Origin of the sequence: Gallicola sp. Sow4_E12 (assembly GCF_052116305.1) — a bacterium.
Lineage (GTDB): Bacteria > Bacillota > Clostridia > Tissierellales > Peptoniphilaceae > JBQKLI01.
The window spans coordinates 34,175-49,164 of record NZ_JBQKLI010000013.1; the positions used below are offsets into that span (position 1 = coordinate 34,175).

The window sequence follows — 14,990 nt, forward strand, 5'->3', positions numbered from 1 at the left end:
TTATCCCTCCTCCTTTAATCGGTCTTCTAACAGCTGCTTCTCGTAAATTCGTTTATACAAACCTTCTTCTTTCAGAAGCTCTTCATGTTTTCCTCGTTGTACGATCCTTCCTTCATCAAGAACTATAATATGATCTGCTTCTTTTACTGTTGAGATTCTCTGGCTGATGAGAATCAAGGTCTGTTCTTTTATTTTTTCTAATCCTTCAAGGATGTTTTCTTCTGTTTCTGTGTCCACTGCGGATAAACTGTCGTCGAGAATGATTACAGGAGCATCTTTCAGATAGGCTCTGGCAATAGAAATTCTCTGCTTCTGTCCTCCGGAAAGAGTTACTCCCCGTTCTCCAACCATCGTTTCATACTTGTCTGGAAACTTCATAATATCCTCATGAATATCTGCAAATTTCGCTGCTTCTACGACTCGTTCTTTTGAAACTTTTTCTTGAGAAGAAAAAGCGATATTGTCTTCAATACTCTTTGAGAAGAGGAAATTATCTTGAGGAGCATAGGCGATATTCTCCCTTAGGTTTGCCAGGGAAAGATCACGGATATCCACATTTTCTAAAGCAACCCTTCCCTTCGTCGCATCATATACCCGAAGAATAAGACTGACTAATGTTGTTTTTCCGCTGCCGGTTTTTCCCAAAATAGCCAACGACTGTCCTGCGGGGATCTCTAAGTTGATATCCTTTAGAATCTCCGGTCCATTCGGATAATGAAAGGACACATTCTCAAAGGAGATCTTTCCTGAAGGATTTTTTAAAACAACTGGATTTTCCTTTTCTACAAGACTGCTTTGTTCTTTGTGAATAGCCTGAAGTCTTTCCATAGAGGCCACCCCTCTTTGAAACATGCTGAAAACCATGCCGAGAGCTACCAGCGGCCATACGATCATAAAAAGATAGTTGACTACTGCAAGAAAATCCCCCAAAGTCAGCGCCCCGACAAAGATCTGCTGAGTTCCGTAGACCATAAAGATTACAAAACTAATTCCGGAAATTCCTGTAATTAAAGGATCGAAAAGCCCTGAGATTTTGATCTGCTTGAGATTCTTCTCCATATAGTCTTTATTGTTTTTTTCAAATTCTTTTTCTCGTTCTTTCTCGATGCCGTAGGTCTTGATAACCCGCACACCGGATAAATTTTCCTGAACAATATCCGTCATCGCAGAAAAAGAGTTCTGCACCGCTAAACTTCTAGCATGCATTTTCGTGCTGAAAAGACGAACCACAATAGAAATAACAGGCAGAGCAAGAAGACCTACCGCCGCCGTTTTTAGTCCTACTGTATACACCATCATAAAAACGGTCAGTATAGTCATAAAAAGAGAATCTACAATAAGCATAATCCCCGGCCCCATAGCCATACGCACCGTACTGATGTCGTTTGTCGCATGAGCCATAAGGTCTCCGACCTTGCTTTTATTATAAAAATCCGCATCCAATGTTAAGAAATGCTTAAAAAGATGATCCCTAAGATCATATTCCAAGTCTCGGCTTGTTCCATATAGAAGCATTCTCCATAAGAAACGTCCGCCGGAGATGAGTACCCCTAAAAGGATCATCCAGCCCGCAGACTGAAGAATTCTTTCTTGTGAAAGCTGGGAAAACTGAACCCAGTCCGTAAACTGCCGTATTACCTGAGGCACTAGAAGACTCAATCCGTCTACAATAATTAAAAACAATGCCCCGATAATATATTTCCATCTGTATTTTTTTATGAAGGGCGCCATCATACGAAATGCTTTAATCATACTGTTCCCTCCTTATTGTTTTTTTCATTCTTCCCCCTATCTGTTTCATTAAGAAGACATCCTGTATATTTATACCCAAGGATGTCCTTATTGTAATATTGTAATTTATTAACTCTTTCCTTTATCACTATATAAAGATAAAACATCTTCTATATCCGGAATATCCTTCATGCTTTGTCCCCAGTGTTTTTCAATAACATTTCCTTCCGAGTCCGCTGCGATCTGGAAAGGCATCCGGCCTAGTTTATACCATTTGCTCTCTTGCCCGTATTCTTTCATAATTTTTTTCGCATCGGGGAATCCTATAAAGGGCATTTTATTTTCTTTCCAATATTTCCGGAAATCTTCATTGTTTTCCGGACCGAACACAAGGATTCGGATATTTTTCTTTTCAAATTCTTCTTTATGGTCTCTTAACTGATCCATATGCCTGCGGCAAAAGGGTCAAATAAAACCTCTGTTAAAAACAAGATAGAGATTTTCTCCCTGAAAATCCTTTAGAGATCTTTTCTTGCCGTATAGATCTTCTGCCTGAAAATCTTTCAGCTTTTCTTTCATGGTTATCTCTCCTCTTTATTATAATAGACTAATTTTTCCCGAAGTCTTGGGGAAAATCTTAACACAAAAAACACAATAATGGAAACAGGAATAAAAACTGTCGGAAAAGCAATGATTAAAAAGAGCAGCACTCCTGCAGCTGCACCTACATAAGCTCCTGAAATCCGCAGCCACTGGAGATTTCCGCCGGCGATATCATTTATCTTTTTGATAATCTGCTCGTTGGTAAGTTTCGATAATAGTTCCTCCATTACTAAAAGAATGGACTCGTACTGGCTCTCAAAAAGCTTTGCCGATACTCGTTTTACTTCCTTTGAAAGTTCTCCCTTTTCTTCCATTTCATCCATGACTCTTTCAAAGGAGTCTCCTAGGATCTTTCCAAAGGAGAAGTTTTCATTTCCAAGAATTTCTTTTTTCTCTTCCATAATCCAACCGGAAAGAAATTCGAAACCTTGGTCTATATATTCTCTTAAAGGGAGATTCTGAATCATCTGATTTTTCCAATGCTCCATCTCTTCTAGAATCTTCGGATTATTCCGGACGTCCTCGATGATCTGCTGAACTTCTCTTTGAAGAAGCTCTCCATGTCTTCCTTCTCCTGTTTTTAATTCCAGCTGAAGTTCTGTAAGACTTTCTAGAAAGGTTCTTTGAATGTCCCTTGCCAGTTCCGAATATTCGATGGTTTTTGTCTTTTCCATAGCGGAGAAGGTGGCTTTTTTCATCATGCGCTTTACAAGATTCCCTTCTTTTTTTCGTTCCAGCACCATCTTTCGAAGTTCATCCCGTATCCATTTATAGCTGTGTTCTGTACCTATTTTTTCCTTGGCAAATTCGATTCCGCTGTGGATCCATAAAACCTGCTGTTCTTTAAAGTTTCTGTTTTCTAAAAATGACAACTGTTTTTCTACAGAGATTTCCTCTGCTTTCGCGGCAATTTGTTTTTCTAACAGTCTGCTCCATTCCTCTTTATGGCGGGAAATAAACTCCCCTATGATCCGTTCTGTTTTCTCTTCGAGAACTTTTTCTTTAAACTGATTCTTCCCTAAATCCACAAGCTTTCCGCTGTCGATGTTCTCCATCTTTTCTAATATACTTTCTTTTGTAAAAAACTGTTCTTCGGATGCTCTTAGGACTCCCTGCAAAAGTTCCTTTCTTTTATTCTGAACAAGACCTGTATACTTTTCTAAAAAAGGAATCGGGATCTTATGGGTTAAGGCATAGATAGCGATGCCGTCCGCCACTGAAGCAATTAAAACCGCTTCTGCCAGAAACTGGAAAAAGGATAAGGGAAGGCTTCTTCCGTAGAATCGCTCTAAGAGGAGGGTAAGAAGAGTTAAAAGGGCAGAAAGGATGAGTATACCGTTGGCTATTTTTCTGTTTTTTACATAGCTTTTTTCTTTTGATTCCATATTTTCCTCCTATAATACTCCAAGCACTGCCTTAAAGATAAAGACAACTATACTCACCAGAACACCGAAAGCCATACCGTTTAAACGGATCATTTGAAGATCTCCTTCTGTATTGTCTTTGATAAAAGACACAAGCTCTCCATCGCTCATTTTGCCGATGTTTTCTTCTAATAGATCCCCGATTCTTTCGTGATTCTCATCGATAGTCTGGGATAAAAAGGCTAGAGTTCTTTCCTCGATAGACTTTATCTTTTCGGGGTCTTCTTGGATCTTTAAAAGTTCTTTTGCAATGAGAGGAGTCATTCTCTTTTGGACCGCCTCTGGCGAAGGAAATTCTTTTTCCAATGCTTTCCTTAATTTTTCTTCTATTTCTTTTCGAAGGGTCTCGTCTTGAAGCTTTTCTTCTATTTTTTCTTCAGCCCATTCCTTAAAGGATTCGCTTTCAAGCTTTTCTTGAGCGGCTTTATAAAGTTCGCTGCTCCATTTTTTCTTTAAAGGATGATCCGGATCTTTTGCCAGTTTAAACAGCTCTCGGTCGATAGCCTCTGTAAATTTTTCATAAATAGTGCCGTGGAAGACTAGTGTCAGAATCTTTCTAGAGGTATGGTCGCCGCTGTAGTTTGTTAGAAACTCTTCCAGCTTTCCATAGAGATACTCTCGAAGCTCTTCTACTTCCCGAAGATAAAGGAGCTGTCCGCTTGCGCTTTCTACAAGAAAACCGGTTCGCTCTAAGGTAATCTCCTTCTTTAAAATCCCGATCCCGTCCCTCTTTAATTCTTCGTCTCCTGCAAATTCTCTTATCTTTTCAACCATTTCTTTTGTAATCGCTTCGAGATCAAGACCTGTTATGGTTTTATAGAGAATGAGAGATGCCGTCTCTAGAATTTCTTCTATAGGTCTTATCCCTTCTTCTTTTTTCATTAAAAAGTCAAAGAAACGCTGTGTAAAATGAAACTCTGCTATTTTCTCCTTTATATTTTCTGGAGAAAGAACATCGGCGGTTAAAAATTCCCGGATCTCCCGAACGAGTTTCGGGCGGTCCTTGATAATGACTTCTGTTTTATAGCGGATATTAAAAGGTCTTGCGTAGATACTGGTAACACCGTACCAGTCTGCGATCCCTCCGATACATGCGGAGGCAAAGGCAAGCTGAAGAAAAAGAAGAAGTACATTCTCCGGCAGAAGGAGAAGCAATCCCGTCGTTATAATCAACGCCCAGAAACAATATATAATTAATTGGTCTGCAATTTTTTTACGATTCATAATTTTCCTCCGGTATTATGTTTAGCACAGTACTCTTGGGGTATTAATATACTGTTCTAACTATTGTAACATAATAAAATTTTGAATCTTATAGGGAGGGAAATTCATGGGAATTTCTAATAGAAATAAAGATAAAAGAAGTGTTATTGATTTTTCAGACAAATCCATTTTTATGAAGATCGGGCTTCTCTTTGATATGCTGAAAGACTATTTTAAGGGAGATTATACTCAGATCTCTAAAGGGAAACTAGCTCTCATTATCGGAGGGCTTGTCTATATTATTTCCCCGATCGATATCATCCCAGAGTTTATATTAGGGTTTGGGTTTATCGATGATTTTATGATCGCTGGCTTTATACTTAAAAAAATCGACTCCGTTTTGGAACAATATGACTTCTGGAGAAAAGGAATTCGAGGAGAGCGATAGAAAAGGCAAGGAAAATTCCTTGTCTTTTTTTATTGCAATAAAACCGTTCCGTCTCCTTCCCTATAAAATTTTCCCTTGGTTAACTTTTTTAGAAGTTTTTATATGATAATAATTATCAAATAGATTTATTATCTGTCTATATGGAGGTATTTTTATGAGAAAAAAAGCTGTAAAATCAATCCTTATTATCCTGTCCATTCTTTGCTTAGGCGAGCTTTTCGGCGTATACCGCCGGTCTGCATTATCAGAAGAGAACTTTTTTTCTTCTCTTTTTCAAAGGGGCAGCCTGAATATAATCGGAGCCTGGATACTAACAGCCGCTTTCCTTATTCTATTGTTTTCTTTCCTAGAGCTGCGGTTTCAAAGAAAAATAGCAAGACTTATCCTGCATAAAAAAAGATAGAGGGGATCATGATCCCCTCTATCTTTTTATGCTTTTTTAAAACTTTTCAAAAGAGCTGGAATTTCATCCCTGCTGCATAATTTTCTATTCTTTTGCTCTCATTTCATCTCCAGTAACCCACATATGGTCTTCTATTCTTTCTCCTCCAGTGGTTGGAGTATAGTCTACAGCATAAACCGTTCCTTTTACAACATTGTCTACAGTAGCTTCTGCGCCTTTCATTCCTTCCATATGCTCCGCTTCTAAGACGACTTTGTCTCCCGGTTTTGCTTCTGTTTCTTGATCTCTCAGTTCTTCTTGTACAACCCATTTATGGTTTGGAACAACTTCTCCTCCTCCAACGGGCTGATAGGTTACTTCGTAAATTACAGTGTCATAAGCTCCGGATACGACAGCCTCTGCTCCGTTCATTCCTTCCATATGATCTGTAGTTAAAACTACCGTAGATCCTACAGGATACTGAGGATCTGCCGCTTCTTTCATCTCTGCAGGAATCTCTCCCCCGTGATGCATGCCTTCCATAGTATCATCATTTGTAAGCTCTTCCGCTTTTTCTTCTACCTCGGTATTTTGAGGGTTTATAGGATTGTCTGGATCCTCTGAAGATTCTGTAGGCGGTGTTTCTATAGGTTCGCCGTTAGTGTCTGTACATCCTCCTAAAAAGACAACTATTCCAAGACCTAGTACTGCTTTTTGTACTATTTTTTTCATTTTTTCTCCCCCCATATTATGTAATTTGGCTGTTTCTATCTGCTATTAACGGCTATTTCAATCTAAACCTATTAAAATAGTCATTAATCTTATATACCCTCTTCTTCTCTATTTTAAAAATCAATTCTGCTTTTTGTTTAATTTTATATTCAAACATAAAAAATCCCCCATGAAAGCCGCGAAGCTTTCACAGGGGTTGGGGTGGACTATTTGTATGTGATTGCAAAAGATTTGATTTTTTCGATAATTCGATTCTTTCTTGGTCCATTTTTTTGAATAGTATCTTCATAGACCTTCAACACTTTATCCGCAAAATGTTCTTTCGAAACTTTTTCTACGGATTCTTCTGCATTTTTCTTTAAATAAGGTTTGTAGCTCGGATTCTTTCGTACTTTTTCAAGGAAGTAATCGAAATCTTCTTCCCCTTCGTACTGATAGCCGTTGTGGTGATTTTGGATGACCTCTTCTAAACAAGGGTCTTTTCTGCAAAGAGCCGGTGTTCCGCTGGCTAGTGCTTCGATATAGGTAAGACCCTGGGTTTCGCTGGTCGATGCACTTACGAATAGATCGCCTAAATGATAATAGGTGCTTGTTTCCTGGGGTTCAACCGGACCTGTGAAAATCACATTCTCAAGAAGATTCTTTTCTTTCGCCTGTTCTTTCAGCTCTTCGGCGTAAGGCCCGTCTCCAACGATCATTAGTTTTAAATGAGGATCTCTTTTATGAGCTAGAAAATCGAAAAACTCTGTAATATTTTTCTCTTTAGCCAGTCTTCCTAAAGATAATAATAGAAAATCATCTTCTTGTATTCCATAGCGCGCCTTGATCTCAGAAAGTTTTTCTTCTGGAATAGGCTTCTTGAAATTTGTAATATCTATTCCCGTCGGAATGGTTGATATCGGCGTTTCTACTTCATAGCTTAAAAGCATTTTCTTTACTTTTTCTGTAGGAACGATCACTGCATCGACTTTGTCTAAGATAAAGCGGGTGAAGGTTCGAACGGCTTTTTGCCCAAAGGCTTGGCTTGGTGAGAAGTAATGTGTATAGTCCTCATAAACCGTATGGTACGTGTGGACGATAGGAATATCTCGATAACGGGCGATCTTTCTCGCTGTAATAAAGGTGCTAAACTCGCATTGTGAATGGATAATATCCGGTTTCCATCGTAGAATATCGTTGATAATCCAGCGTGTTGCATGAAGATTTACCCTTGCTTCCGGATATATTTTTCCGGCACTGATAGAATCTAGTATATAGACATTTCTTTCCGGAGGAGTAGGCTCTTTCTGCTCTAAAGTAAGGATTCTCACTTCATGTCCCCTTTTTTCCAATTCTTCTTTCAACATGGAAACAGAGGTTACAACCCCGTTAATTGTAGGTTTGTACCAATCAGTTGTTATCAATACTTTCATTATAACCTCCCACTTCCCCGCCTGGAGAAAGATTTAGTAAATCTATATAGATCTCCTCAAGTCTTCTGCCTACATTTTTTAGTCCGACTTTTTCTACGACAGCATAGGCATTTTCTGTGAGATCTTCTTTTTCACCTTCTAATAGAAGCTGAATCTCTTTTCGAAAATCAATCGTTTTATTCCCTTTATAAACAGCTTCACCTGTTTTAAAGCGGTCTTTGTAAATTTCTATATCCCGAACGATTGCGGGAATTTTCATAGCCAAAGCTTCTAGCAAGGCGATCCCTTCTGTTTCTTCATGGGATAAAAACAAAAACAGATCCGAGCCTGTTAAAGCGTCTCTAAGCTCCAAGGAAGAGATATACCCTGGAAGCTGAACATTATCAGGCTTGTTCTTAATCGCTTCTTTTATATTTTCAGGAAGCAGTGCCGGTGCTGTGTAGCCGAACCATATAAATTGATACTGGGGAAGACTTTGTGCAAGTTCTAAAAACTCACGAAATCCCTTCCGATCAATATACAGCCCTACAGAGACCACTACTTTATCTTCCTTTTTTAAATTATATTTCTTTCGAAAACTTTCCCTGTCCCCTTTATTCCGATCGAAAAAATCCAAGTCGATTCCGTTGGATATCGGAAGGATAGGTTTTGTTAAAGGATAGGTTTCTAATATTTCTTTAGAATAAGGCGTTGGTGTTAAAATCAAATCTCCCTGATTATAACAGCGGCAGATCCATTTTTTAAAAAGAGGAGCGATGGTATTTGAACCCTTAAAGGAATTCTTGAAATCTTCCATGGTAGAATGACCATAGTAGATGATCTTTTTGCCTTCTCTTCTTGCTCTACGGGCAGCTCTCAATGAATCTGGAAAAACTGTATTGAGTTGTATTATATCCCAGCTTCCGTCGTCTTCTAAAGTGAAGGGAATATTGTTTAATTCTAAAGCTTTTTTTTGATGATCGATTGCTTTTCCTACTCCGCTTTCTTTCACTTTATCATAGGAACCTTGGTACAAATAGATTTTCATATCAAGCTCCATTCCATATTCTTTATTTATTGAATTCATTATATCGAAATTAAAAGGATCTGTCTAGTGTAATGCTATAGTAATACACTAGTTTTGCAATCGTTGACATTTTATAACATTCTTTGAAATTTCATCTCTTCCCCAGAAGCATCATACTTTTTTCTTTTCGCTGTGATCTCTTCGATATCAATAGCATAGATATTTGTTCGATGAAGTCCGGCTTTGAGAGCTATGTCAAAATAGTCCATTTTCGAAGGTGTAAATTTTTCGCAGATCGCTCTATGCCCCTCTTCTTCCTCGCCCTTTTCTTTTACCAAACGGACAGTTCCTTTTATAATGCAGGATTCGTATTCTGTGGTAAATACTTTTCGTATCAGCTCCACAGCCTTTTTTTCGTCAGAAGCCATTTCTCTTAACTCTTCTTCGGAGAAATTCTCAGGAACCTTTACATCTCCCACAAAAACCACCGTTGCTATAGGAGCATTTCGAAATACTTCAACCTTCGTTCCTTCCATTGCTGAATGGAAATAGAGTGTTTCTCCAGATCTTGCGATGGATAAAGGAATACTATAGCTTTCTTTTTCCACAGCTGCTGATAATACACCGAATCGGGCTTTGTCGATAATCTGAAGGCCGAATTCTTTTCCCATTTCTCTGTCTTTCCTTCTCATGGCATCTCCTTAGAATGTTAGGGCTCTTCTCCCCGCATCTTCTAAAGCCTGCTGCAAGAGAATTTCAGTATCGTATTTTTTATTGTCTGCTCCTTCTAGATAAAGGGTCTGATACTTTACAACACCGAAAAGTGCAAAGACTTTTCGAATATAGGAATCTCCCATCTCCACACGAGGCCCCATTTCTCTTGGGTAAAGACCTCCTCTGGAAGAAATATTGATCGCCTTTCTATCGGATAACAGCCCCTTTGTTCCCTCTTCGTCGTATTCAAAAGTAATCCCTGGAACGCAGATATAATCGATATAAGCTTTTAAAACAGCAGGTACCGATAAATTCCACATCGGTTCTGAGATTACATATTTATCTGCTTTCGCAAATTGTCTGGCATAATTTAAGATCGGATGATCGAGTGTTTTATCTTTTCCAAAGATTATTTTTAAATCCTCTTTTGTTAAAAATTCGATCGGCTCTTTTTTTAAGTCTAAGGTTATAATTTTATCCTTCGGATTTCTGTTCTTGTATTCTTTTATAAAATAATCAGAAATCTTGATCGACATGGAGTCTTTGTCTTCTTTGGCATTCGCTTTAATATACAATAAAGTGCTCATCTTATTCTCCTCGCAAATAATCCGCCATCTGTTATTATAATATCTTATATAAATCAATATTTCATTATAAAAAAGATAGTTTTAATAAAGATTAGCTTTCTTTGATATTTTGTAGCATTTCAAAACCATCTTACGGTATTACACTTATTTTATCATAGGAAGAGCAGGAACGGGACAAGGCTCGTTATAATAAAAAAGAACACCCTTTAAGGTGCTCTTCTAAAAATCTATGCTTTTGCATTGCTGATCGCAAAGTTTAATTTTGGTATCATTTGTTTTTTACGGCTTAACAGACCCGGCTCTTCAAAGCTGTTGTCGACTAACGGCTTGTCGAAGGCAGCGGCTATTTCTTCTGTAAAGTCTCCTGCTGCAAGGACTATTGATGTTTCGTTGAAGATATCTGTAAGCATTAAGACAAAGGTATTTTCTCCATTTTCCTTAATGACTTTATTCATAGCAGTGATCAGTTCTTTTTTCACCGACTCTAGATATTCCATATCCATAGTAAAGACTTGAGCTACTCGGATGGTTTCGCCTTCGATAGAGAAAGCTTTTACATCCTGCTCTAAAAGTTCTTGAGGTGTTTTTCCCTCGATAGACGTTCCAGCTTTGAACATATCCAAAGCAAATGCTTCTACGTCGATTCCCGCAATTTTTGCCATTCGTTCTAATACCCATGCATCTACTTGGGTTGAAGTCGGGGAACGGAATAATAAAGTGTCGGATATAATCGCCGCACAAAGAATTCCTGCCGTTTCTCGGCTTGGACGGATGCCATGTTCAAAAAACATCTTTGAAACGATAGTGCTGGTAGATCCTACCGGCTCATTTCTAAAGAATATCGGTCCGAATGTAGACACATTTGCCACTCTGTGATGATCTACGATCTCGATGATTTCCGCATCTTCGATATCGCCAATAGACTGAGTTTTTTCGTTGTGATCGACTAAGATCAGTTTCTTTTTCTTATTTGAAAGAAGGTGGTATCTTGAAATAGAGCCTATAACTTTGTTTTGATGATCAAGAACGGGATAAGCTCTAAACCTTGTGTTGCTCATCACATGCTGCACATCGTCTAAATAATCTTCTTGATGAAAGTAGACCAGCTCGTCTTTTGTCATTACATGGGAAACAGGTACAGCTTGAGGAAGGATTCTCGCTGCGATAAAAGAAGTATAGTCCGTATGAATGACGGATACATTATTTTTCAAGGCTTTGTCATAAAGATCCTTTTCCAGATCAAGGCCCCCTGTAATAATCAAAAGCGATACTTTTTTGTTGATGGCATCTTCTTGTGCTTCTTTGCGGTCTCCTGTAATGACAATATCATTTTCCATAATAAAACCGTCTGTACTTTCCGGTTTCATCGCATGAACCACCATTTTCCCGTTCATAGGACGTGGATTTTGAGGCTTTATAATAAAATCTGCTGTCAATACGTCCATGATATTTTCAACCATCGTTCCCGAACGGCCCAAAATATTATCATCCCACACATCGATATAGCTTCCGGTAAGATTGGAAAGTGTTGCGACCCCTACAAGATTTTCATCGTAGTCGATAATGGGAAGACTGTCGATTTTGTGTTCGTTGATTAATTCTAAAGCTTTCATAATGGAAATTTCCGGTGTGATACAATATGCATTATCCATTTTCAAGTCTTTTACTTGAGGCTGCATGGTATCTTTGAAAAGAGGTGCAGGTACATTAAAATAATCTAATACATATTTTGTCTCTTGGCTTAATTCCCCTAAACGGATGGGAACGGCATTATACTCATTTCTTTTTCTTTTAAACTCAGCATAGCCGATGGCTGCACAGATTGAATCCGTATCCGGATTTTGATGTCCCGAAATATAGACGGTCTCTTTCATAGTTTTCCTCCTAATGCTATTTTACTAATCCAGATGCTTGATTTACTGGAATGACAAAAAGAATTCCTGCTCCCGGTGCATCTAAATTAATTTCTTCATCTATTTTTTTCGTAATGGCTTCTGATTCTTCTTTTTTTACAAGCATCATTACAATTTCCTTTTCCGGTTCTATCGTTAGATGAAATAATGTTTCGTTTTCATGAACTCCTGAACCTCTGGCTGGTATTATGGTAGCACCTTTTGCTCCTGCACCGGAAGCGAACTCTACAATCTCTTCCCCATAACCTCTTTCCACAATGACAAACATCGCTTCATAATTTGAATTCATAGAATCTGTGTTTTCCTCCACTTCGCATACTTTCGTCTTCATATGGGTTCCTTTTATCGCTGAAAGAGGGCTTGAGAAACAAACGCCTCGATTTCTTTTATCAAAATGAAAGATCCGAGCCAGCTCTTGATGAAGCCTGTCTTCCATTGAAGAATCTACGATCATTAAAAGGATTTCTTTTTTCATTTCATACAGTTCTAATAGATGAAGCAGCGGACTCGGATTTGTTCCAATACCGTAAAGGATTGTGCCGCCTCGGACACCAAGATTCTTGGCTTCTTTTAAAACTTTGCTTGCTTTGCCATGATCAACAATGACAGTAAATATTGAGCAGTTACAATTAAGCATTCTCTAAACCCTTCCTTCTCTTTCGATCATATATTCTACCTAATACCATAATAGCGACAACTGGAGTCATAGCAACCATGGCAATAATTCCAAAACCGTCCACAAGGACATTTGCTGTCGGAACCGACTCGGCTACTCCTTGGGATAAAGCTAATATAAAGGTTGCCGTCATGGGGCCGGAGGCTACTCCTCCCGAGTCAAATGCAATTCCTACGAAAATCTCCGGTACTTTGAAACTCATTGCCAAAGCCAGCAAAAATCCCGGTACAATAAACATCCACAGTCTAAGCCAAGGAACTAAAATACGCACCATAGATAAAGATACTGCAATCGCCACACCAATGGATAATGTAATAAGAATCATTTTTCTCGAAATAGAACCTGTCGTTACTTCTTCTACTTGGTTGGATAGTACATAGACTGCAGGTTCTGCCAATACAACAACCATACCGAGTATTAAACCCAGTATCGGTAAAATAACAGCTGCCGCATCCATAGAAGCAATGGTCTGCCCCATAATTCTTGCAAGATCCATAAAACCGGTATTCACTCCGATTAAAAACAATACAAGACCTAGAAAGGTATAAAGAACCCCTACCATTGTTTTGCGGAATATTTTTTTATCGATCTTGAAAAAGATTTTGTTAAAGATTAAAAACGTAATGACAATCGGCGTAATCGCCATCAAAGATTCAAAAGCCGTATGTCCAATCGCCCCTAGAAAAGGACCTGCCACCCCTTCTACTGGAACAAAAATTTCCGGTGTTCCCTGAATCGTATCGAGACCTAAAACTAAACTCATAACCATCACCGCTAGAATCGGTCCCGTGGAGGCAACTCCTACGAGTCCAAAGCTGTCCTTTTCTCCGTCTGTAGAGCCTTTCATCATAGAAACTCCAAGACCCATTACTAAAATAAAGGGAGTAGTCATCGCTCCTGTAGTCGCTCCAGAAGAATCAAAGGCAACAGCATGAAACTCTTGCGATACAAAAATCATCATAATAAAAATAATTGCATACACCAGCATAAAAAATCTGTTTAAGGGTCTATCCTTTAAAATCCGCAAAAACCCAAACCCGATCATCGTTCCTACTCCTAAAGATACTACTGCTACTATAAAAAAAGGAGATAAAAGATTTCCCATGGCGTCGGAAACTTGTCTTGCCAAAATCAAAAGATCCGGTTCTGCAACGGATATAATAAATCCTAAAAATAAACCTAAAAGAAATACAACGGCTTGATTACTGGATTTTGCAACAAATTTCCCCATCTGCGCGCCAATTTCATTAATCCCCAGATCAACCCCCCAAAAGAAGATTCCCAACCCTGTAATAATAAGAACCACTCCAATTAAAAATCTCCAGAATAAATCCCCTGGAACTGGAGCAATGGTAAAATTCAAAATCATTACAATTAAGGTAATCGGCAGTACCGATAAAGATACTTCTTTAAACTTGTCTAATAAAATATTCATTTCTTCACCCTCTCTATCGATACTCTCTTTTATGATAACATATTTTCAAAGGAAATTGTTTTTATACCCCTCTTAAAAGCACGATTTTAGAGCTTTCCGAAAAAATCGGTGCTGAAACAAACTCTATATTTATCTATAGGAGAGATTATGAGATTATTTATTGCTGTTGAATTATCCCAAGATACAAAAAACAAACTCCACCGCCTTCAGAAAAACCTTAAAGGCTATATAAATTCCGATAATTTTATTCCAAAAAACAACCTTCATCTGACTTTAAAATTCTTAGGAGATTGTACGAAAGAAGAAAAAAACAAAATTATCGAAACCCTTTCCGTTCAAACTTTTGCAAGACCTTTTACTATGGATATCGTGAAGATCGGAACTTTTTCCAATCGAAAATGGAAAATCCTCTGGGCTGGAGTGGAGAAAAACCCTGCTCTTGTAAAACTTGTATCCGGTATTGAGCAGTCTTTGTCTGAGCTGTCCTTTAAAAAAGAACAGCGAGAGTATAAAGCCCATATTACTTTGGCACGAAAAATTATCTGGAAAGAGAAAATAAAAAAGGAGATCGAAACTATTTCAGAACCTGTTTCTTCTTTTGTTCTCTATGAAAGCCTCTTTACAAAATCCGGCATCCAATACAAAGAAATTTTCCGATTCTATCTTCGATAAAAGTTTCCGTTTCTAATTGATAATCATTATTGACAAGAATCCAAATGGGGAG

The 14,990-nt window shown here is 38.3% G+C and carries 14 protein-coding genes and 1 pseudogene; 3 read left to right on the forward strand and 12 right to left on the reverse strand.

What is annotated here, in order from left to right:
• From ACTQ46_RS07980 to ACTQ46_RS07995, 4 genes and pseudogenes are all read right to left on the reverse strand, one after another.
• The gene (locus tag ACTQ46_RS07980; RefSeq protein ID WP_441748772.1) at nucleotides 1-1,752 is read right to left on the reverse strand and encodes an ABC transporter ATP-binding protein; all 1,752 of its coding nucleotides are present in this window, start codon (nucleotides 1,750-1,752) and stop codon (nucleotides 1-3) included.
• Between the two features lie 108 nt (nucleotides 1,753-1,860).
• Nucleotides 1,861-2,184, reverse strand: a pseudogene (locus tag ACTQ46_RS07985) (peroxiredoxin family protein); the annotation flags it as partial.
• Nucleotides 2,185-2,312: 128 nt separating this feature from the next.
• Nucleotides 2,313-3,719: a DUF445 family protein gene (locus ACTQ46_RS07990; protein WP_441748774.1), complete on the reverse strand. Its 1,407-nt coding sequence runs from the start codon at nucleotides 3,717-3,719 to the stop codon at nucleotides 2,313-2,315.
• Nucleotides 3,720-3,728: 9 nt separating this feature from the next.
• On the reverse strand, nucleotides 3,729-4,982 hold the full coding sequence (locus tag ACTQ46_RS07995) for a DUF445 family protein (RefSeq protein WP_441748776.1): 1,254 nt from the start codon (nucleotides 4,980-4,982) through the stop codon (nucleotides 3,729-3,731).
• A 106-nt stretch (nucleotides 4,983-5,088) separates the two neighbouring features.
• On the opposite strand from ACTQ46_RS07995, the gene ACTQ46_RS08000 reads away from it, so the two are divergent.
• A complete protein-coding gene (locus ACTQ46_RS08000) occupies nucleotides 5,089-5,409 on the forward strand; it encodes a YkvA family protein (protein ID WP_441748778.1) in 321 nt (106 codons plus the stop codon).
• 154 nt (nucleotides 5,410-5,563) lie between these two features.
• Nucleotides 5,564-5,812 (forward strand): hypothetical protein, encoded by a 249-nt coding sequence (locus tag ACTQ46_RS08005; protein WP_441748780.1) that lies wholly within the window; start codon nucleotides 5,564-5,566, stop codon nucleotides 5,810-5,812.
• A gap of 84 nt (nucleotides 5,813-5,896) precedes the next feature.
• On the opposite strand, the gene ACTQ46_RS08010 is transcribed toward ACTQ46_RS08005, so the two are convergent.
• The 8 genes from ACTQ46_RS08010 to ACTQ46_RS08045 all read right to left on the reverse strand — a co-directional run bounded on the left by ACTQ46_RS08010 (nucleotide 5,897) and on the right by ACTQ46_RS08045 (nucleotide 14,266).
• Nucleotides 5,897-6,523, reverse strand: coding sequence for a YdhK family protein (locus tag ACTQ46_RS08010; RefSeq protein ID WP_441748782.1), 627 nt, complete (start codon nucleotides 6,521-6,523; stop codon nucleotides 5,897-5,899).
• Between the two features lie 206 nt (nucleotides 6,524-6,729).
• Nucleotides 6,730-7,935, reverse strand: coding sequence for a glycosyltransferase family 4 protein (locus ACTQ46_RS08015; protein WP_441748783.1), 1,206 nt, complete (start codon nucleotides 7,933-7,935; stop codon nucleotides 6,730-6,732).
• Complete coding sequence (locus ACTQ46_RS08020) at nucleotides 7,913-8,962, reverse strand: glycosyltransferase family 4 protein (protein ID WP_441748785.1); 1,050 nt, start codon at nucleotides 8,960-8,962, stop codon at nucleotides 7,913-7,915. The genes ACTQ46_RS08015 and ACTQ46_RS08020 overlap by 23 nt, the downstream gene beginning before the upstream one ends.
• A 110-nt stretch (nucleotides 8,963-9,072) precedes the next feature.
• Nucleotides 9,073-9,633 (reverse strand): pyridoxamine 5'-phosphate oxidase family protein, encoded by a 561-nt coding sequence (locus ACTQ46_RS08025; protein WP_441748787.1) that lies wholly within the window; start codon nucleotides 9,631-9,633, stop codon nucleotides 9,073-9,075.
• A 9-nt stretch (nucleotides 9,634-9,642) separates the two neighbouring features.
• Complete coding sequence (locus tag ACTQ46_RS08030) at nucleotides 9,643-10,242, reverse strand: FMN-dependent NADH-azoreductase (protein ID WP_441748789.1); 600 nt, start codon at nucleotides 10,240-10,242, stop codon at nucleotides 9,643-9,645.
• A 227-nt stretch (nucleotides 10,243-10,469) separates the two neighbouring features.
• Nucleotides 10,470-12,116: a putative manganese-dependent inorganic diphosphatase gene (locus ACTQ46_RS08035; protein WP_441748791.1), complete on the reverse strand. Its 1,647-nt coding sequence runs from the start codon at nucleotides 12,114-12,116 to the stop codon at nucleotides 10,470-10,472.
• 16 nt (nucleotides 12,117-12,132) lie between these two features.
• Nucleotides 12,133-12,792 carry a P-II family nitrogen regulator gene (locus tag ACTQ46_RS08040; RefSeq protein WP_441748793.1) on the reverse strand — a complete coding sequence of 220 codons (660 nt, stop codon included), beginning with the start codon at nucleotides 12,790-12,792 and terminating at the stop codon, nucleotides 12,133-12,135.
• Nucleotides 12,785-14,266: a DUF1538 domain-containing protein gene (locus ACTQ46_RS08045; protein ID WP_441748795.1), complete on the reverse strand. Its 1,482-nt coding sequence runs from the start codon at nucleotides 14,264-14,266 to the stop codon at nucleotides 12,785-12,787. The genes ACTQ46_RS08040 and ACTQ46_RS08045 overlap by 8 nt, the downstream gene beginning before the upstream one ends.
• A gap of 147 nt (nucleotides 14,267-14,413) precedes the next feature.
• Between ACTQ46_RS08045 and thpR the strand changes: the two genes are divergently transcribed.
• Nucleotides 14,414-14,938 (forward strand): RNA 2',3'-cyclic phosphodiesterase, encoded by a 525-nt coding sequence (thpR, locus tag ACTQ46_RS08050; RefSeq protein ID WP_441748797.1) that lies wholly within the window; start codon nucleotides 14,414-14,416, stop codon nucleotides 14,936-14,938.
• Nucleotides 14,939-14,990 lie beyond the last annotated feature (52 nt).

Bases quoted from the DNA above. Each gene is read 5' to 3' on its own strand.
- ACTQ46_RS08015 (WP_441748783.1), bottom strand. From the start codon at position 7,935: ATGAAAGTATTGATAACAACTGATTGGTACAAACCTACAATTAACGGG.
- ACTQ46_RS07980 (WP_441748772.1), bottom strand. From the start codon at position 1,752: ATGATTAAAGCATTTCGTATGATGGCGCCCTTCATAAAAAAATACAGA.
- ACTQ46_RS07995 (WP_441748776.1), bottom strand. From the start codon at position 4,982: ATGAATCGTAAAAAAATTGCAGACCAATTAATTATATATTGTTTCTGG.
- ACTQ46_RS07990 (WP_441748774.1), bottom strand. From the start codon at position 3,719: ATGGAATCAAAAGAAAAAAGCTATGTAAAAAACAGAAAAATAGCCAAC.
- ACTQ46_RS08045 (WP_441748795.1), bottom strand. From the start codon at position 14,266: ATGAATATTTTATTAGACAAGTTTAAAGAAGTATCTTTATCGGTACTG.
- ACTQ46_RS08035 (WP_441748791.1), bottom strand. From the start codon at position 12,116: ATGAAAGAGACCGTCTATATTTCGGGACATCAAAATCCGGATACGGAT.
- ACTQ46_RS08025 (WP_441748787.1), bottom strand. From the start codon at position 9,633: ATGAGAAGGAAAGACAGAGAAATGGGAAAAGAATTCGGCCTTCAGATT.
- ACTQ46_RS08005 (WP_441748780.1), top strand. From the start codon at position 5,564: ATGAGAAAAAAAGCTGTAAAATCAATCCTTATTATCCTGTCCATTCTT.
- ACTQ46_RS08000 (WP_441748778.1), top strand. From the start codon at position 5,089: ATGGGAATTTCTAATAGAAATAAAGATAAAAGAAGTGTTATTGATTTT.
- thpR (WP_441748797.1), top strand. From the start codon at position 14,414: ATGAGATTATTTATTGCTGTTGAATTATCCCAAGATACAAAAAACAAA.
- ACTQ46_RS08030 (WP_441748789.1), bottom strand. From the start codon at position 10,242: ATGAGCACTTTATTGTATATTAAAGCGAATGCCAAAGAAGACAAAGAC.
- ACTQ46_RS08040 (WP_441748793.1), bottom strand. From the start codon at position 12,792: ATGCTTAATTGTAACTGCTCAATATTTACTGTCATTGTTGATCATGGC.
- ACTQ46_RS08020 (WP_441748785.1), bottom strand. From the start codon at position 8,962: ATGAAAATCTATTTGTACCAAGGTTCCTATGATAAAGTGAAAGAAAGC.
- ACTQ46_RS08010 (WP_441748782.1), bottom strand. From the start codon at position 6,523: ATGAAAAAAATAGTACAAAAAGCAGTACTAGGTCTTGGAATAGTTGTC.